Source organism: Bradyrhizobium sp. CCBAU 53351 (assembly GCF_015291745.1).
Lineage (GTDB): Bacteria > Pseudomonadota > Alphaproteobacteria > Rhizobiales > Xanthobacteraceae > Bradyrhizobium.
In genome coordinates this window covers 67,944-87,154 of sequence record NZ_CP030060.1, presented here as the reverse complement: position 1 = coordinate 87,154, position 19,211 = coordinate 67,944, and the positions used below count along the sequence as shown (strand labels likewise).

The following is a 19,211-nucleotide window of genomic DNA, read 5'->3' as shown; positions in this document are numbered from 1 at the left end:
CGCGCCGTATATGCTTCAGACAAGAGGGTGCCCAGTTGGATCTAGTCGATTGAGGCGAGCCAGTCGAAGCTCAGTCGTAAGGCGACTAAGACGATGCGGCATTTGCGACCGTCGACCTTACTCGTTCGCGCGGATCTGTGCGGTTGCAGTAATACATCTCAAAGCGGCTACCGGTTTCTTGGAATAACTTGTGACCTTCCAGCGCCCGTCGGTCACTCAGCGCAAACGCCAGTACGTGACTCGTGATCCCCCGAGATCCCATCGCGCTGTTGGAGCCGTAGCGAGGGGTGCAGATGCCGGGAGAGGCTACCACACTGCCGCTGTCGGGGCGGTGGGCGGAGTCACCATCAGCCGCCGCATTTGCACGTGGGGGACGCGTTAAAGAACCGAGAAGGAGCATGCGGCGCACTGTCGGAGTCACGACACACCCGTTCTACCTGAGACACGTGCCAGATGAGAATAAGAAGGAAACTCAGACTGACGGTTTTGGTATGCTTCTTGAACTCAGAAGCTGACCCGCCGTGTAATGCTCCATCCGAGAATAGGAAATGCTGCAATGAGCGCACCGAATTTGACCAAGCGAGCTAATGCCCTCGGAACCGACAAGGGGAATGAGGTAGGCGACGCCCACGGCTACACCAGCTTCTACTCTTTTCTGTTCGAAGAATTCCGCCAGCAACCTTTCACGATGGTCGAGATTGGATTACAACACGGAAACGGCTCTCTCGATCCCGATGTAGTGGTCGGTCGCAAGGTTGACGACATTCCGTCTATTAAGATGTGGCTGGAGTTCTTTCCCAAAGCCGAGATCATCGGATGCGACGTTGCCGATTTCAGCGCCTTTAAGATGGACCGGTTCCGTTTCGAGCGCCTTGACATGGGCGATACGGTAGCCCTGGAACGCCTAGCGAACTCGCTCCCGCCCGTAAGGATCATCATTGATGACGCTTCGCACGCAGCTTATCACCAGCAGCTTGCTCTAGCGAAGCTGTTTCCCATCGTCGAGCCTGGCGGTTTCTACTTTATCGAGGATCTACATACCACGCACGGGATTGCCGCACGATTGCCTTCCTGCAATTCAACTGAGACCGTAGTTGAGAAATTCGCTCAGACACGTCGGCTCGACATTCCGTTCCTGCCCGCGATCGAGCGTAGAAACCTCGAGACTACAATCAGGAAGATGTTCATTCATCGCGACGACAAGGGGGGTGTCAGCCGCTGGACCATGAAAATGGTGGGATTTGAAAAGTACTAAAGAGTCAACCGAACTTTCCCGCGACCAACATGCCTATCTAGTCGGCGGTCTTCGCTCGCGCACGTGAGACCACTAAAATGTTGATCTCAGAAATATGAATGGGTTCACAATGGTGGAAAAATGGCGATAGAGGTGATTTGCTGGCTGGAGCGGCTTGGCAATTCCCGTGCCTCGCTGCCGCGCGATACGGCGGCTCGAAGTCTTTGTGTTGGAGTTACAAGCTGCGGGCCGTCTAGCTACTTGATCGACGATCGCCAAGCTTTCTCGACAACAACGTTAGATTGAGGCCCTGGCTCTTTACGGACTTCAAGGCCAGGCTGTACAACGAATTCGCTGGCCATGAGCGACACGTCACGCAAGGCCTCGACAGGTGCGCCGACGACGACAATAAATTTGGAGAGGCTGCGCACCTCGAGCCGCCCGTCGACGTCAACATCGCGCCGAGTCGGCCAAATTCCTTCGTCCGCTTGGCCTGCACGCGGTAGCTCTCGATGATCGATGCATCAATGATCTGCGTGTTGCGGTACTTCCGCTGTTGACCGGAGAAGCCAAACCGACCGCCGAGTCCAGTTCGCGGCGGTAGGTCGGATAGCACCTCCCAATTGGCGTAGCGCATGCTTCTGTCCGAAAACACACTCGTCTGATGTCAGGAACCCGCCAAGCAGTTTGCGAACGCGAGAGTCGGCCGAGAAACCGCGAGGGATTCCTGCGATTTGCATTGGTCTAGATCGTGCACTGCGCTACGTGCGGCATCTAGTAATCGGATCGCCGCGCTGGGGTCACGCTGCTAGTGCCGAGACGGTCGTGGGTATGTGGAATGCAACCTTAGACCGACGTCGAGCGCGAGCGGTGCCAGAATCGATCCACGACGATTTCCTATTCGCATCTTTCTAAGTTCGATTCGGTCTTTGTCAATCGAATTGCCGGCATCAGACAAGGAGGCACTATGCGCATCTGCGGTATCAAGCTGACACATGACGGCGGGATTGCTCTTGTTGAGGACGGACGGCTTATCTTTTGTATCGAGCAGGAGAAACGGAGCAACAATCCGCGGTATCAAACAATCGACAACCTCGATGCAATCGTCGTCGCTTTGACCGAACACGGTCTGGATCCGCAAGAAGTTGATCAGTTCGTCATCGATGGCTGGGCGGGGGTGGCGGAGTCGCAGTTCCAGGTTCTCAGCGGGACGACACCGATCACTCTCAAAGGGGCGCCCTATGTTGAACGCCATGCCGACGGCCTTCTCACCTCGTGCGATGGCTCTGGTCTTAGGCTCGATGGCAGCGATTTCCCTTATAGAAGCTATCCGCACGTCACAGGCCATGTAGCCTCCGCATACTGCACCAGCCCCTTTGCCAAAGCTGGACAGCCCGCCTTCTGCCTCGTGTGGGACGGCGGCACCTTTCCACGTCTTTATCACGTAGAACATCGAGGCGCTCAGTTCATCGAATGCCTGTTCCCGGTGATTGGGCATGTCTATGCCGCCGCGGGACTTCATTTTGGACCGTATAAGCAGGCGAACCGCGCTAACTGGGACCTGGGTGGCCCCGGCAAGGTGGACCCGGGCGGTGCCGGCAAGCTTAACCTGGGTGTAGCCGGCAAGCTGATGGCGTATATCGCGCTCGGGTCTGTCATTGAAAACATTGTCACGGTCTTTGAGGAACTCTACCAGGAGCGCTTTGCGGCCGACACGAAACTTGCCAGTTTCCGTACAGACATTGAGAGCATGGAGTCCGCGCTTGCGGCTGTGCATGACTTCTTCGACGCCAGCGCGCGCCACCTAAAGGCCAGGGCCCCCGAAGATGTGCTGGCATCGTTTCATTGCTTCCTCGAGCGTCTCCTCGTCCGCAAAATGGCGCTTGCTTTGCAGCGGCATTCATATCTTGGGGCGCGCAATCTGTGCGTAGCAGGTGGCTGCGGTCTCAATATCAAATGGAACAGCGCACTACGTGCGACAGGCCTGTTCGATGCCGTCTGGGTGCCCCCGTTTCCGAATGACAGTGGCTCGGCAATCGGTGCCGCTTGCTGCGCAATGGTGGTGGAAAAAGGCTTCTCGCCGTTGGAATGGTCGGTATATAGTGGTCCAGCCTTGCAACGTCGAGATGTACCCCCCGAATGGAAGGCCGCGCCGTGTAGTCTGCATGAACTTGCGACCATTCTTGCCGGCAACAAGCCCGTGATTTTTCTTACCGGCCGCGCCGAGCTTGGGCCTCGGGCGTTGGGTAGCAGAAGCATTCTCGCCCCCGCGACCTCGCCGCGAATGAAGGATTATCTCAACGACATCAAACTTCGCGAACACTTCCGGCCAGTGGCTCCGATATGCCTAGAGGATCGTGCGCCGGATATATTTAGTCCCGGAACACCGGACCCTTACATGCTTTTCGATCACCAGACACGACCAGAATGGCGGGACAAAATCCCCGCTGTTGTACATCTCGATGGATCGGCGCGATTGCAGACGATTTGCAGGACCTCTCAGCACAAAGTCGCCGAGCTTCTCGTCGAATACGAAAAGCTCACAGGCATTCCGCTGCTTTGCAATACGAGTGCAAACCACCATGGACGTGGGTTCTTCCCGCATGTCGCAGCAGCCTGCGAGTGGGGACGCGTCGAGCACGTATGGGGCGACGGCATACTGTGGACCAAAGCTCGATAACCGTGCGGCGCGACAATCAGTGACAGTGCTTCCCAACCAGATTGTCGCGCTATAATAGCCTGTTCTAGAGGGCGCACAACGCAATTTGAGTAATACTCGGTAGAGCGGCTCCGGCGACGAATGCAGCCTCCCTGAGCGTCGCCCTCATCCAGCCGCCAGGATTTGACTTGTGTCGCAGTTGGCGCGAGCGATTAGTTTTTGTAAGGCGGCACGAGTACACCAACGTGATCACTTAGAGTTGCGGCATGGCCGCAATCTGACAGTGCAACGCAATACGCACGTGGCCTCGCTTGCCAAGGGAAACGCCAACTGTTTTGGCCGGGATCAGCACAATCCACGCGCTGTAGTAAGCGGATGTGTTCGGAATGGCTTGACGCATATCCGAGTCCGAAAAGAGTACGGCTGCTTTTCGGGTGCAGCAGTCGCAGGACCAACGGCCTATGAGCTTAGCAGGGTGCGAGTGGGCATCCTGGATCCCCGACCTCAGAGGATGACACCTGATACGAATGAAGTTCGCATAGCGCGCTCGGCGATGGTGTTGAGGTGGCGGGTTCGCGCGCTTCGGTGCTTCGGTAGTACCATCGATCGGATCGAGAACGAACGCGGCGCCTCGGTGACCGACAACGTCCCTTGGTCAGCATCCCTCCTGCCGATGAACGAAAGCACGTCTGGGCCGCGCTGGCAGTGACAGTTCAAATTGACGGCAGACCTGATTCACGATTAACCCCCGCCAGCGACCGACCATGTACGGATCGTAAGCGAACAAGCTCACTTGCCGTCCGCACTCGAAGATCCTGTCGTCGCCGATTGTCCTGCTGCACCTGTCTGTGGCCGCAGCAAACCAGAGGACCGCTTAACCCTACATTGCCATCCATGTTGAACGAGCGTGGCTTATGCCGCACCAGAGCTTCCTCTGCGCTCCCCGTTGGAACAAGCCGCCGCCGCTAGTAAGGACTCTTATGGTTCGGATCGAGTTCGATTTTGCAGTTTATGACTGGCCCACGTTAGACGTTTTGAGCTCGACTCTTGAGTGAGACTCACAGCGATGCCCTTATCACGGACCAGATCAGGAGATTGATCGCCAGAAGTGGCGGCATCGCTAGGGCTTAATTTTGAAATAGAGCAATCTCGCCGTTAACAAGATATCGAAAGCCCTATCCGCCGCTTAGCGGCAATGGATGAGGTGAACGACGGACACTCAGCTCAAATTCCTTCATTTCTGATGCGGTTAGGTCCCTGGCTGCCCGCGCCTTAGACCGTTGAGCGCCTCGACGATGCGTTTGAGCCCCATCTCCAATAGCTCCGGTGGAGCACCGAAGGAGAGACGTAGGCCGTTCGCGTCGCCGAAAGCGTCGCCTGGAACACATCCTACATTAGCTTCTTCGAGGAGCACTCGTGCGATGTCATCGGCAGATCGCACTGAGCCTTCAGTCCGCAAAGCAGACAAAAGCCGACTCAGATTGAGATAAAAACAGAACGAACCATCGGCGCGGGATGGAGTTACATCGCGTAGATCAGAAAGGATGTGAAGACCTATGTTGCGAGCGTCGACAAGACGCTGATAGATCTGCTCCTCAAAGCTGCCATCGCTGGCTTGAAGGTGGTGCAGGATCGCCTGCTGCGCGATTACATTCGGAGTTGCGATTGCATGGCTCTGAAGCTTTCTTACCGCGGAAACGAGCTGCGCGGGCGCGGCGAAATAGCCCAAGCGCCAGCCGGTTATCATCAACTCCCTTGAAAACGACTTGACTATGATCGTCCGCGAACGTACCCGGGGGTGCGCCATGACGATCGACTCGTGGTGACGAAAACCAGTGAATACCAGTCCCGAGTAGCACTCATCGGAAATGATCCATATCTGGCGTTCGATAGCGAGTTCGCCGATATCTTGTAGTATCGTTCGATTGTAGACTGCGCCGGTCGGGTTATTTGGCGAATTGATTATTATAGCTTTCGTCTGCGGTGTGACAGCAACTCGGATTGCACTGATATCGGGAATATATCTCGGGCAGCGAGCATCAACGAACACTGGTGCTGCACCAGCGAGAACGACCTGGGACAGCAATATCGGCCGCCAGGGGCGAATAATGATAACCTCGTCGCCCGGCGCTAGGACAGTCACGGCCGCATAGAGCAGCGCTTGCTGCGCGCCCGTAGTGATTACGATCTCTTCCGCACTCCAACCAACGCGCGTTTCGACCGAGAGCTTTTCGGCGACGGCCCTGCGAAGGGGCGTAAGCCCAATGAGATCGACATAGCGGTTCGCTTCGGCGTTGACCGCAGCCATCGCTCCTTCGCACACTGATGAGGACGGCTCGACGACGATTTCGTCGGTTGCCAGATCAATGAACCGGCGCCCAATCACAGCTACCGTGGCTAAGTCGTGGCCGGCTTTTCGGGATCTAGAAAGGAAGGACATCGGGCGCGACGGCATAGGCGCTCTCCTGCAAAGTTGTCGCGCTTGTGAAGTGATCCCAGCCGCGTGACCGGACGTTCCTTGATCTGTTTCGGAGATATCGCTCTTCGGGTTGAACAAGCTCTTCCCAACCGCCGAGAGTTCACCGAAACCACCAAGCCCTTTCTCAATATGCACAACACGTGGTTGCGACTACTCCGGAATTGAAGCCGAACACGCACAAGACGCGGACCAGAGCCAACCGCAGCCGACCTTCAGTAGTATTGGCACGGCGATAATGCTGGGAACAAACAGATCGACTTTTGGACCCCGATGTCGCTCGGCAGGACGCCACCATGCAATGCGGGCTGGTGAGCGCGCCACGAGTCGTGCCATCTGCCAACTTGCCGAAGCTCCTGTCTTCATCAACGAGCGCATGGCAGCGTTCAGCCTCAACACGCCACAACCTCCATGTGATCGTTCTGCGACCCGCCTTGCCGCCTCGACTAGCCCGTTGACGATAGTCGATTGTGGTTGATCTTAATTGCCGACCTCCTCCCATCTGCCTTGCGATCAGCGCGTGATCCGCAGCAGTTACCCACCGTTCATTGCCAAGAAACCATCTCTTGATCAATCACTATTGTTGGTAGTTCATCCGGGCAATACTTCCTTCTGCTGGATGCCAGCAAAGCCCCGCGGCCGGCTTGGCGCGACTCGCATTGGTCATGCTCGCTAATGTGAGGACACTGCCTCGTACCCACGCGCGAGCGTGAGAGTCTCAGACCAACGGTCGGCGCCTGACACTTTTCGGACGAGCTCGTCGCACCTTAGACAGAATGTCGGGATTCGGACACGGAGCTCATCGCGGGTCGCCAAACTGTTTGCGTATCTCGACCTTCGTTGTTGCATCAGCGCGAGCCAGCTCGTCTGAGGAGTGGTACGGCGCTTGCTTAAAGAGAGCAGAGCCACGTCGTCACGCCGTGGTGCATTCGCCAATGATGCGAGCCGGGACATCGGTTCTTCGACAAGAGGGGTAAAGGCATGTCCGGCGTTGCTGCTGCGTTTTTTTGTCCTTCAAGCAATTCGCAGGCGGATGTTTATGATCGACTCGAGCACATGATCCCGAAACTTGCGCTTCGTGGCCAGGCGGCGGTCGGCGTTGCGGCTTTCATGCACAAACAAGGTATTCGATATGGGAGAGCGTTTCAGTCATCGAGCGCTTCAGTGCGCATTGATCCCAACGAACAAGATCGGCGTTTTCGGCCTCATGTTGCAATCGCTCAAGTCCGTAGCCGATGCCGCGAACTCAGTGATGGCGTCGACCTTCAGTCAATTCATAACAATGCAGGCACCAGCCGCCATCTGGCCATTTCTCTGGATGAGGCCTTGGTCAATGCTCGTGAACTCAGGGGAGCCTTTCTTGCCCAGGAGCAACGATCAACCGTCAACACAGATGCTGAGCTCTTGCTCAAGTGTATTGAACGCTGTTGTGAACGACACTACTGGCGCCACGGTCTAGCGGCCAATTACGAAACCGTTTTTCGAGAGATTGACGATCGTATTGACGGCGCTATTAGCGCGCTTTTCCTGGACGGAGACGGAAATCTCATTGCTTACCGCAATCGAAGCGGCTTGCGACCGTTGGAGACCATGCAAACAGATGACGGGTTCTTGCTCTTCGCCTCTGAAAATTGTGCCTTTGCCGCTCTCGAGGGTAAGACGCGGCAGATCTCGCCGGGCCACATAACGTATGTGGACGGAACGACGGGGGGCAGCGTTAGTCGTGCCGTGCACAACGGGCGACATAAAGCCAGGCTCTGCGCGTACGAAGCTCTCTATTTAGGAAGTCCGAATACGTCGGTCGAAGGCCATTCACATTTCGAAACCCGGTACAATATCGGTGCTGCCTTGGGTGGGATTGTTGCGCAGCGACTGCAAGCTGAAGCAGATCCTACCTGCACACTCGTTTCCTCCAAGCCGCGTACAGGTGGTCCGTTCGCCGATGGCCTGTACGCATCTCTCGCGGAATACGGGCTGCTCGCCGAGCGTCGTGAAGTGGTCGCCACGACGTTTCTTCAGCGAACGCTCATCGGCACGACCGACGAGCGAAAGTCCCGCATTTCTCAAAAGTACCGAGTACTGGAAACTGACCTGACTAAAACCAGCGTAGTAATTGTCGACGAAGCACTCATTCGCGGCGATACCAGTCGAGCTGTCACGAGCATGCTCCTTACCGCCGGAGCCAAAGCCGTGCATTGGGCGATCGGTTCGCCGCCTATAGTGGCTCCGAACTACTACGGCATGGGTATCAACACACTCGATGAGCTCGCATTCTGGCAGATTTGGAAACGACTGCCGTCCGAGCAGCGAACGCAAAGCCTTCGCTTTCACAAGATGGAACCCCACGTTTTGAGACTCATCGAAAGCAACATCGCGACATCCATCAACGCAGCCTCGATAACGTATCTGCCCTTCCCACTGCTAGAATCGTTGCTGCCCCTGAGACCGGAGAGCTTCGATCTGTCACCCTTTACATTCGAGATGCCAACTCGGGCGGGACAGGAGCGGGCGGACAGGAATCTGCGCGAATTGGTGGCTGATCTTCCCCGCATGCAATCAGTTCACGCTTGAGGTCATTAATGAAACCCGTTCTCGTCTTTGATTGGAATGGAACGTTGCTCGATGATGCGCACGCACTGCTTCAAACGACTAATGCTATTCTGAACCGCTTTGGTTACGCGCCGATCAATATGGAGACGTTTCGGGAACATTGCGACCTCCCGCTATCTCTTCTTTATCGCAATCTCGGAATGTCGCAGGACGAGGTTGCGGCCGTGGATCGCGATGGCAGCGCTGTCTTTCACAACACCTATGAACCACTTGCGGATCGCGCCGATCTGCGCGAGGGCGCGCGTAGAGTGCTGGAGCTAGCGCACCGAGAAGCAGCTTTGTCCGTCATCGTGAGCAACCATATCGTTGCCCCCCTTCGGTCCCAATTGAGAAGACTTGGAATCCATGACTACATCAACGAAGCTCTCGCCTTTGAAAGCCGCGCCACTCAATACAAATCGATGAGCAAAGGAGAGCGGCTTCGCCTCTACATGCAGAAGTACAGCCTCGACCCGGCGTCGACGTTTATCATCGGCGATATGCCGATCGAAATGGACATCGCACGCAATCTCGCACTCATAAGCATATCGATCACCGGAGGTTTTGTTTCGGACTCGCGCTTGCGGGCGGCAAATCCTGACTATTCGATTAACAACCATCATGAGCTGTTGCCTATCTTACAAAGGCACGGCTTTTTCTAGAGTGCATGAACCATGTTCAGCGAGGCATCATCACCAAACGCAGGTCCTAGCACTGCGAAACAGAGAATAGGTCTTGTCGGCGTCGGGCGAATGGGAACTGGAATGGGTATTAGCCTGATGCGTCATCAAATTGAACTGCATATCAAAGCCAACAAGAATCGTTTCGGTGCGAATCGATTTGCTTCAGCCGGTGCCCGTGAACATCCTTCGATCGCTGAGTTGGCGCAACATGTAAGCGCTGTGGTGTTGTCCCTACCGTCAAGCCGCGAGGTTGAGGCAGTGTGCCTTGGGCAGGATGGGCTTTTTGTCCATATGTCCCGTGGCGGTTTGATAATTGACTGCACGACATCTTATCCTGCTTCGACAGTTACACTGGCGGAGCAGGCTCAAGAACATGGCCTAGGTTTTGTAGATGCCCCAGTAACACGTAGCCCCGAACAAGCTGAGTTCGGCCTTCTCAATGCGATCGTTGGATCGAACGAGACGCTCTTTCCTGTGGCGGAAGGCATTCTTGCTGCATTTTGTGAGACCGTTCTTCATGTCGGAGAAGTCGGACAGGGTCATAAGCTCAAGCTTGTTTACAACAGCATGACTATGGGCATAGCGGCCGTCGCAGCAGAGGTCTGCCAATTCGCAAAGGCTCTTGACATTGATCTTGTAACACTCCGCTCTCTGGTCAGCCGCGGTTCCACTAACAGCGGAATATTCCAAGCCTTCGCTGCCTTTTTGTTGGGCGAAAAACCCGATGTTCTGGCCGTCTCAATTGCCAATTCCGCAAAGGATATTAATTGCGCTGTGCGCCTAGCGGGCGAGAACGTAGTTTCGGTGCCGATCCTAGCTGCGGCTGCGAACAAGTTAAACGCCTCGGTTGCCTCGGGCAAAGGCGAACTGACTCTACCTCATTTGTCTCACTCATAAAGTCTTCGGTCTAATCGAATTTTACTATCTCACTGCCTTTGGAGGTACGGGCGTGTTCCTTCAATGCCGAGAGCGTGGAAGGGTCCCGCCCTTGAGGATTGGCGCGCTCGTTAGCGACACTCGCGCTTCAATGAATGAGATGCCTAGTGTCCTTTAAGAAAAAGCCGCTGTCAGATTTCTCCAACAGCGGCTTAAGTTGAGGGAGGAAGGCAGACGAACCGGTCTGCCAGCGGAGCCGAAGGCTATCGTTAGCAGGCGACAAATCGGATAGTTGGTCGCCCAACGCATCGACATAGGACGCCGGAGACCACCGCGACCAAATTACCGATTGAATTAGATTTTCCTGGTGCCCCCCAGTTCGGAGAGATTCCGGACGAGACGCTGGACCAGGCTGGAGACTTGCGCCGCCACTCTCGCATTCGGAGAGCGAGGGTCGGCACGGGCTTTGGCGCTTGCGCGTGATCCAGACCATTGAAGGTTGCGGTGAAGCGGAACACCTCTTTCCCATCACTGGCGGCCGCGAGATTTCCCCTTAGTGGCCGCGAAAGGATCCAGCGGGTGATTTTTGCTTCAGCTTCAACCAACCACCGACAAGGGTGACGCCGGCTTTCACACGCACGGATTGAAACATTTACAGGCGAGGCTCCATCCGGGACCGACGCTTGGCCGTCCGCCAAATAATGAGACACGAATTTCCTCCCGGAGCATTCTCAACAATAGGAGGTCTAGACCGGGCTGAAGCATTGTATAACATCGGCGATACTTCCGGGTGGGTAAGAATGGGTATAGTCAGCTGCAAGCTTGCCACGCGCTTAACGGCCGCATCTAGAGGCGCGCCCTTGGAAATCTACGCGCCGTCCCTGCGGAGCTTTCCAGCAGACTCGATGCTCGTAATGGCGACTTTACCTGTCGTCGACTGGAATGACTGTCTTTTGCGAGATTTGCGCAGCCTCGACAAGCAAGCGTCCATTCGCGCCTACGCGGCGATGGTCATGATCGATCCCTTTGCCTGTTGGGAGGATTTTGCCGACTTGCTGAAAGAGGCGAGAATCTCCGGCGTCACAAATTTCCCACCTGCATCTATCATTGAGCAGGCTACGGATGGCATGCCAATTAACTCCGGACTGGAGCTCGAACTTCGACGTATGGAATGGTTCGCCAGCCTGGGATTCAAAATCCTGTTTGTTGCTGCCAAGGATTCTGAGATCACGATGGCAGAGACGAGACTTGGAGCGCATCTCGAAGGTATTGTGTATTTGCCCGAAGAGGCTCTTGCGCGTAGGATTTGCGACGAAATGGGGTTGATCAGCCTTGGCCAACAGGCATCGTCGATGCCAAGGTTCTCGTTTTTGCATGCGACTACGTCGCAGCAAACCCGACGCAAGAAATGAGGGTAGGCTATTCTAGGATCCGCAGTTTCTTTATCTTGTTGTAAAGCGTCTTCCTTGAAAGCCCAAGAGATTGTGCGGTCTTGCCACGGTGGAGCCTGTTTCGTTTTAGGCCTTCGATGAACCACTCGCGCTCGGAGAATGCTCCTTTGGGCCGAGCGGGCGACGTCGAGTTCAGAAGCGGCTTGAGGACGTCAGCAGTTATATGCGCGTCTTTCACCATCACCAGTTGATTGACGATCTGGCGCAATTCTCTCAAATTTCCGGGCCAATGGTGGCCCGCTAACGCCAAGAACGCGGACTTCTCTATTGCCAGCGTTTGTGCATTCGAATCCCCCTTGGCTTCGACGGCAAAATGCTGAATGAGCTGTGGAAGGTCCTCCAGACGGTTTGGCAAAGCGGGTTGTTCTATGTCAAGCCCGGCAAAGAAGGCAAGAAGGCGGGGACATAGAACACTTTCCAAGCTTGCTCCGCGGGTCACTGTCGCGGTTGCGATGATCCGGGCGTTTGACCTTACAACGGATACGCCGTTCAGCGGCGTGAAAGTACCCGTCTCGAGATAGTCCGCGAGACGCTCTTGCCCATCTCGCGACAGCTGATCGACATGCGTCAGCAGGAGCGCGGAATCACTTGCGGCTTCGAGGAGCGACAGTTGGCGCCTCCTATTCTCAGCGCTCTCGGCACCGAACAGCGCACCGACCGTGTCGATTGCCGGCCCTCGGCGGCAATGAAACAGCGCGGCCTTCGTGTGTCTCCGATCGCTAAAGGCATGGACGAGGTTCGCTATCCTTCGCTTTCCCGATCCCGCCTCGCCCCACACCAGCACAGAATTGGGATTACTTGCCAAGCGCCTTGCAGTCTCAAGCACGTGCTTCATGATCGAGGACTGCGCGATGACGCCATGCCGGAATCCGCTCAACTGGAGCTGGCGCTCGAGGAGATCGACCTTCTCTCGCAATAAGTGGATGGTCTTAAAGCCCGAGGTTACCTCGAGAACTGACATTTCGAGCGGGATGCGGTCGAGCGACGAACCGCCAATGAAACCCTGCACACCCGTTTCTCGGCAGATGTCCAGGAGTTCGTCAGGCTTCGTGATTGGCCCGCCACCAAGCAGGCAAATTGCGTTCACGTCGACGGATTGAGCGACACGCGCAACAGCGCTCGTTCGCGCGGCAAGCTCCGACAGGCTGATCGACAAGTCGCATCCGCTTTCGACAGCGCGGTTGAGATTGAAGTTGATACAGATGGCTTCAGCTCCAGCTTCAACCATGCGCCTTGCTTCGGACTGGGTGCGAGTATAAGCGATGGTCATTAGGCCGCGTTTTGCGGCTTTGACCAGGAGTTCGATTTCCCGCTCGTAGCCGAGCCCGCAACTTTCAAGCAGTGATCTCCTGTAGTCATCAATGTGGATGACGGACGGGAAATTGGTGACGCCTGAAAAACCCCATCGCATGATGCGGTCGAGAAAGCGGTCGATATCCAGCTGCGGATCGAAGGTACAAGCGCCAAAAAATACCGGCAATTTCGTTGAGGGCAGGATCTCGGTCCGGCCGAAGCCCGCCACGAATTCGTTTGTATTGCGGATTGGAAGAATTGAGGCTGGCGAAGAGCCCCCCATCGCGCGAAATCGGCCGGCGTTAAGGGCGAGAACGAAATCCGCGCCCGCCCGTTCGGCCGCTCGCGCGGTCATGCCCGATCCTATTCCAGCCCCAAGCATAAAGGAGCGGGAGTTGCGGAAGAACCGCCTGATGCCGCCGCCCTTTGCCTGGTCTGTCCGCGTGTGCATGACTTGCCCGCCTCCTGCACGGCGGTTGCGAAAACTAGCTCCAATTTGCGGGCGCGTGCAACCGGCGCAGCGCCTTTCCGTTCGTCACGAACAGGTGGCAGTCCGCCGGCGACGCCGCAAGACGAACCTTGCCAGACCTCTTCTGTGACTCCGGCTTTGGCGCCTTTGCGACCACCGATTCCTTGCCAGCGTTTCCGTAGATGTAGGTGACGCTGCCAAGATGCTCGACGAAATCGACGTCGAGTTCGATCGCGATCTCTTTCCTCTCCGCCGCAGATGGAGAGAAGTCATCGGGGCGAATTCCGAGTGTGATCGGCTTGCCGACGAGCAATTGATCCGGCTGCACGGGGACGGAGACTGTCGCCCCGGCGTCGAGCCTGACGTCCATGCCCGCCTCGTGCGCCGCCTCGATGTGGCCGCCCAGGAAATTCATCTTGGGTGAGCCGATGAATCCGGCCACAAACCGGGATGCCGGATTGTGATAGAGATCATGCGGGCTTCCCACCTGCTCGATGTTGCCGTCCTTGAGTACGACGATCTTGTCGGCCATTGTCATGGCTTCCACCTGGTCGTGTGTCACGTAGATCATGGTATTCCCAAGCTGCTTGTGGAGCTTGGCAATCTGAACCCGCATCTGCACCCGCAATTCGGTATCAAGGTTCGACAGGGGTTCGTCGAATAGGAACACCTTGGGTTCGCGAACAATTGCGCGGCCAATCGCAACGCGCTGACGCTGGCCGCCCGAGAGTTGTCGGGGTTTTCGGTCCAGAAGATGATCGATCTGTAGCAGCGACGCAGTCTCGGCGACCCTGGTCTCGATCCCGGTCTTCGCAACCTTTGCCATTCGCAGAGGAAAGGCAAGGTTCTCGCGCACAGTCATGTGCGGATAGAGCGCGTAGCTCTGAAACACCATCCCGAGGTTTCGATCCGCCGCATCGACATCATTGACGAGCTCGTTGTCAATCAGAAGCCGGCCGCCGCTGATTCGTTCTAGTCCTCCAATCATTCGCAACAGCGTCGACTTGCCCGATCCCGAAGGTCCGACGAACACGACGAACTCGCCGTGATCGATGGTGAGATCAATGTTCCGCAGGATCTGGATTGTCCCATAGGCCTTGTTGACGCCTTCCAAACGAACATCGGCCATCACGAACTCCTCTGTCGAATCCGTTCGACCAGCGCCGCCGGGACCTCAATCTCTGCCAGGCTGGAGACGATAAAATCAGGTGGCACCAGGGATGGGTCTTCGCGGGGCGGCACGCCGGTCGTGACCAGCACCGTCGGTAGCTTCGCTCGCTTTCCGGCCTGGATATCCGTCTGGATCTGGTCGCCAATCATCAATGTGGCGTTGCGCGCCGTCCCGAGACGGGAAAGTGCCGTCTCGATCATGTGCGGCTCAGGTTTCCCGACAATCAAGGGCTTCACGCCTGTGGCAGCAGCTACAGCTGTGATCGTTGCTCCTGCTCCAGGTTCGAAACCGCCTGCGGTCGGCAGGAGGAGATCGGGGTTGGTGCCGACGAATGCGGCACCGTTCAGGATCGCTTCGACCGCAATCCGCAGCTTCTCATGCGTTATCTAGCGATCGAGGCCCATGACCACGGCATCGGGTTCGCGATCGGTCACATCGAGCCCCGCTTCGGTGATGGCCTTCACCAGCGATGGCGCGCCCACGACGAATACGCGCGTTGCATCCTTGTATGTCGCGCGAATGAGCTCGGCGGCAGTGATGGCGCTCGTGACAACGTCTTTCGGCGTGACGACAAGCCCGAAACTCGCAAGTTTGCGGAGACATCTTCGGGGGTATGGGTGGAATTGTTAGTCACGAAGCAGAACGGCAATCCTGCCGTCTGCCAAGCTCCAAATGTCTGGATAGCATCTGGTATCGCCGCGTTGCCGCGATAAACCACGCCATCGAGATCCGAAATGATACCTTTGACTTGCGGCCAGTTATGGGCCGGGGCGGTATTAGCCATTCATCAGCATCCCGCCGTTCACGTGAAGAATCTGCCCGGTCATATATGAGGCCGCGGGGCTTGCGAGAAAGACAGCAAGACCCGCGATATTCTCCGGTAGACCCACGCGTCCCAGCGGGATCCGGCCACTATGGCGGGCTTCGGTCTCCTCCCGGGGACGCCCGTGCATGGGCGTGTCGATAATGCCAGGGGCGATTGCGTTGACATTGATCTTGAGCGGCGCGCATTCGTAGGCGAGCAGCTTGGTGAGATCGTGGACGATCGCCTTGGACAAGCAGTAGTCGGCGCCGCCAGCCTGATAGTTGAAGACTGCACCTTGCGAGGACAGCGAGGAGCCGACGTTGACGATACGGCCACCTTTCGCCTTCATGAACCGGTCGACCACCAGTTTGGAGGAGCGCAGGACAGCGACTGAGTTGATCTGGATCGTGCGCTCGATCTTTTCCGAATTGCCGTTCAGGAGCGGCTCGGCAGACTTGATGCCGGCGTTATTCACCAGCACATCGAGCCGGCCGAAACGTCTGGCAATCTCATCTAGCACCCTTGCGACATCGTCCTCCCGCGCGACATCCATCGCCATTGGCAGTACGCCGTTGCCATGGGGCAGGCCAGCCAAGGTCTCCCTGAGGTTTGCGAGATTAGCATCGGTGGCAAGGACATTCGCCCCTCCCGCCCGGAATGCATTGAAACAATGGCCGACCCGATGCCTCCACCGGCTCCGGTTACGAGCACCGTTCTATCCGAAACTGAGAACTGTTCAGTCATTCCAACTCCAGGATCGTTTGTGATTGCAGAAATTCGCCAACCGCCTCGCGGCTCGGCATCGAGCTTTGAGCACCGCGGCGCGTCACGCACAGGGCTGCCACCGCGAGCGCCCTTCGTACGGCTTCCCTCAAGGGCAGGCTCTCAGCCAATGAAGCGGCGAAGGCGCCATTGAAAGCATCCCCTGCGGCCGTGGTATCCACGACCTTCACCGGGAAGGCGCGCAGAGAAAAAGATTGCTTCTTGTCGGCATAGTAAGCGCCCTGCGCGCCCAAGGTGATTAGGGCGGCAGCTGGACCGAGATCGAGAAGCTTTAAGGCCGCGCCCGCGGCTGTGTGGAAGTCGAGGACTTCGATCCCTGTGAGCTCAAAGGCTTCCGTCTGGTTCGGCGTGACGAAGTCAACGCTTGCCCACGCGGCCGGTGAAAGCCCGGGCCTGACCGGCGCCGGCTTGAAGATGAGTTCAAAACCCTTGTCCGCCTTCATCTCGAAGAGCCGATTAAGGGCCGAGATCGGCATCCCCATTTCCGCAACAACGATTGCATCGCGCGCGATGAACTCGGCCGCGCGCTCGATCATCTCGGGTGTCACGTTCAAATTCGTGCCAGGGTCTATGACGATCATGTTCGAGCCGTCGTCGCCGACCATGACCAGGGCTGAACCGGAGACCTCGCCCGCAGAGATCTGAATGGCATCTGCGCGAACGCCGGCCTGCATCAGGGACTGCAACAGCCAGTGGCCGGCATCGTCATCGCCGAGACGCGTGTAGAAATGTGGCTTGAGGCCAAGCCGGGCGGCAGCAACGGCCTGATTGGCGCCCTTGCCTCCGGGGTAACGGGTCAAGCCGCCCATCAGGCTTTCACCTGGAGTCGGCAGTCGCTCGACGTTGAAGCAGAGATCGAGATTCGTCGTTCCGAAGAACATCAATGGCCGGGTGTTCATTTTACGGCACCGAAGGTGAGGCCGCGTTCGAGGTGACGCTGGCCAATGACGATCAGGATGACGGGAATGATCATCGTCACGACGAGCCCGGCCGCCATGACGGGATAGAACTGCACGCCCGGATTGAGAAGCTTGAGCAGAGCGACCGTCACCGGCGCCTTGGTCGAGCTCAGCATTAGACCGAGGGCAAAATTGTGCCAGGCGAGCAGGAAGATGAGCAATGAGGCTCCGATCAGTCCTGGCTTCAACAGTGGCAGCACGATGTGCAGCACGACGCGAACGGGTTTGGCGCCGTCCATGGCAGCCGCCTCCTCGATGTCCTTGGGGATGTCCTCGATGTAGGAGCGGCTCAGCCAGACGATCATCGGCAGTGTGACCACCTGGTAGACCCAGATCATGCCGAGATAGGTGTCATATAGCCCGATGGTCTGGAATACGCTGAAGAGCGGGATGACGACCAGGAGAACCGGGGCAAAGCGGAATCCAAGAATGAAGAACGCAATGTCCTCTTTGAGAGGTATGTCGCGCCGCGCCAGCACGTAGCCGGCCGGCACGCCCACGAGCAGAGACACGATGACCGAGCCCAGCGCTATGACGACGCTGTTGGTGATCGGCGTCAAGAAATCGACTTTGATGGTGCCATAGCTGGTCGCCCCCGCCTGGGCGACATCAAACAGCACGCGAAAATTCTCCAGGGTCGGCGAGAACAGAAAGGTCGGTGGCCAGGTCATGACTTCGGCCTGCTGCTTCAGCGACATCATCAATATCCAGATAAGCGGAAAAGCTAGGATAAATGCGCAAACGCCCACGAGCAGGTTGAGGATCAGATTGGCGGGAGTCGAACGATTGACGCGCATGCGCGGCCTCTTCAGCTGACGCGCTGGCGAACAAAGCGCCAGAGCTTGACCATGGCGAACGTCCCGACTAGCACGATCAGCCAATTGACCACCATCAGTGCGGCGCCACGCCCAAAAGCGAGATTCTGGAACGCGGTGATGTAGGCACGTACCGAAAGAACCGAAGTGCTGTTGCCGGGCCCGCCTTGGGTTGTCCCGAAGATGATGTCGAACTGGTTGAGAGACTCGATCAGCCGAAACACCGCCGCGATCAGAATGTAGGGAGCAATCAGAGGCTGCTCGATGTGCAGAAAGGTCGCCAAGCCCTTCGCACCGTTAACGCGCGCGGCTTCTCTCACCTCTTCATTGATGCCCTGAAGGCCGGCGAAGATGATGAGTGCGAAGAAGGGCGTGTAGGTCCATACGTCGATCAGGACCAGGGAGAACATTGCGGTCACGGGATCTGAGATCCAGGCAAATCGGCCGATCCCGACAAGCGACAACAGATAATTCATGATCCCGTTTTGTGGGTCCATCATGGTCGTCCACATGAGCGCTACGCTCATCGGGGGTAGGACGAGGGGCAGGAGAATGACCGGCCGCATCACGCGGGCCAGGAAGACTTCGGTCGCGAACAGCTTGGCAAGCGCGAGACCGAAGGCTGCCTCGGCAAGGACGGCGGATCCAGAGTAGACCAGCGTCGCGCGAATGCTATTCCAGAAATCCTCTGTCTTAATCAGCGCCGCGTAATTGTTGAGGCCGATGAAGTGGACCAAGGGGCGACCGAACCTGAGGTCAGTCAACGACTGATAGACGCCGTAGAAGAACAGAAGCAGAAATCCTACAAGTATGACGATGGCTGGCGCAATTGCTGCAATGCTCCACCAGTCAAGACGCGGCTCCTCAGCGCTCTTGATCCGCCGATCCTGTGAGGAGGCAAGTTGGCTGGCCGAAGACTGCAGCGTCACGATTGCGTCGTATCCTCGA

General features: G+C 56.9%; 13 protein-coding genes and 2 pseudogenes. 6 read left to right on the top strand and 9 right to left on the bottom strand.

Annotation, left to right across the window (positions count from 1 at the left end; all coding sequences use genetic code 11):
* Window positions 1–556 precede the first annotated feature (556 nt).
* Complete coding sequence (locus XH83_RS35410; protein ID WP_128929758.1) at window positions 557–1,255, top strand: hypothetical protein; 699 nt, start codon at window positions 557–559, stop codon at window positions 1,253–1,255.
* Between the two features lie 946 nt (window positions 1,256–2,201).
* Entirely contained in the window at window positions 2,202–3,914 is a 1,713-nt protein-coding gene (gene nodU / locus XH83_RS35405) for a nodulation protein NodU (RefSeq protein WP_128955098.1), read from the top strand.
* Between the two features lie 1,228 nt (window positions 3,915–5,142).
* On the opposite strand, the gene XH83_RS35400 is transcribed toward nodU, so the two are convergent.
* Window positions 5,143–6,348: a pyridoxal phosphate-dependent aminotransferase gene (locus XH83_RS35400; protein WP_128929760.1), complete on the bottom strand. Its 1,206-nt coding sequence runs from the start codon at window positions 6,346–6,348 to the stop codon at window positions 5,143–5,145.
* 1,002 nt (window positions 6,349–7,350) lie between these two features.
* Between XH83_RS35400 and XH83_RS35395 the strand changes: the two genes are divergently transcribed.
* From XH83_RS35395 to XH83_RS35380, 4 genes are all read left to right on the top strand, one after another.
* A complete protein-coding gene (locus XH83_RS35395; protein ID WP_232995602.1) occupies window positions 7,351–8,940 on the top strand; it encodes a hypothetical protein in 1,590 nt (529 codons plus the stop codon).
* An 8-nt stretch (window positions 8,941–8,948) separates the two neighbouring features.
* Complete coding sequence (locus XH83_RS35390; protein WP_128929761.1) at window positions 8,949–9,620, top strand: HAD family hydrolase; 672 nt, start codon at window positions 8,949–8,951, stop codon at window positions 9,618–9,620.
* Between the two features lie 102 nt (window positions 9,621–9,722).
* Window positions 9,723–10,538 carry an NAD(P)-dependent oxidoreductase gene (locus XH83_RS35385; protein ID WP_164934142.1) on the top strand — a complete coding sequence of 272 codons (816 nt, stop codon included), beginning with the start codon at window positions 9,723–9,725 and terminating at the stop codon, window positions 10,536–10,538.
* An 839-nt stretch (window positions 10,539–11,377) separates the two neighbouring features.
* On the top strand, window positions 11,378–11,929 hold the full coding sequence (locus XH83_RS35380; RefSeq protein WP_232995603.1) for a hypothetical protein: 552 nt from the start codon (window positions 11,378–11,380) through the stop codon (window positions 11,927–11,929).
* Window positions 11,930–11,936: 7 nt separating this feature from the next.
* On the opposite strand, the gene XH83_RS35375 is transcribed toward XH83_RS35380, so the two are convergent.
* The 8 genes and pseudogenes from XH83_RS35375 to XH83_RS35345 all read right to left on the bottom strand — a co-directional run bounded on the left by XH83_RS35375 (window position 11,937) and on the right by XH83_RS35345 (window position 19,192).
* Complete coding sequence (locus tag XH83_RS35375) at window positions 11,937–13,712, bottom strand: phosphoenolpyruvate hydrolase family protein (RefSeq protein WP_188637435.1); 1,776 nt, start codon at window positions 13,710–13,712, stop codon at window positions 11,937–11,939.
* A gap of 34 nt (window positions 13,713–13,746) precedes the next feature.
* Window positions 13,747–14,859: an ABC transporter ATP-binding protein gene (locus XH83_RS35370; protein ID WP_128929765.1), complete on the bottom strand. Its 1,113-nt coding sequence runs from the start codon at window positions 14,857–14,859 to the stop codon at window positions 13,747–13,749.
* A complete protein-coding gene (locus XH83_RS39930; RefSeq protein ID WP_232995604.1) occupies window positions 14,859–15,101 on the bottom strand; it encodes an HAD hydrolase-like protein in 243 nt (80 codons plus the stop codon). Before XH83_RS39930 ends, XH83_RS35370 begins: the two co-directional genes overlap by 1 nt.
* Before the next feature lie 186 nt (window positions 15,102–15,287).
* Window positions 15,288–15,685, bottom strand: a pseudogene (locus XH83_RS39925) (hypothetical protein).
* A pseudogene (locus tag XH83_RS35360) lies at window positions 15,678–16,310 on the bottom strand (SDR family NAD(P)-dependent oxidoreductase); the annotation flags it as partial. The pseudogenes XH83_RS39925 and XH83_RS35360, both read right to left, overlap by 8 nt.
* Window positions 16,311–16,446: 136 nt before the next feature.
* Complete coding sequence (locus XH83_RS35355; RefSeq protein ID WP_128929766.1) at window positions 16,447–17,388, bottom strand: ribokinase; 942 nt, start codon at window positions 17,386–17,388, stop codon at window positions 16,447–16,449.
* Entirely contained in the window at window positions 17,385–18,149 is a 765-nt protein-coding gene (locus XH83_RS35350; protein ID WP_245470880.1) for a carbohydrate ABC transporter permease, read from the bottom strand. Before XH83_RS35350 ends, XH83_RS35355 begins: the two co-directional genes overlap by 4 nt.
* Window positions 18,150–18,256: 107 nt before the next feature.
* Window positions 18,257–19,192, bottom strand: coding sequence for a carbohydrate ABC transporter permease (locus XH83_RS35345; protein ID WP_232995606.1), 936 nt, complete (start codon window positions 19,190–19,192; stop codon window positions 18,257–18,259).
* Between the last annotated feature and the right edge of the window lie 19 nt (window positions 19,193–19,211).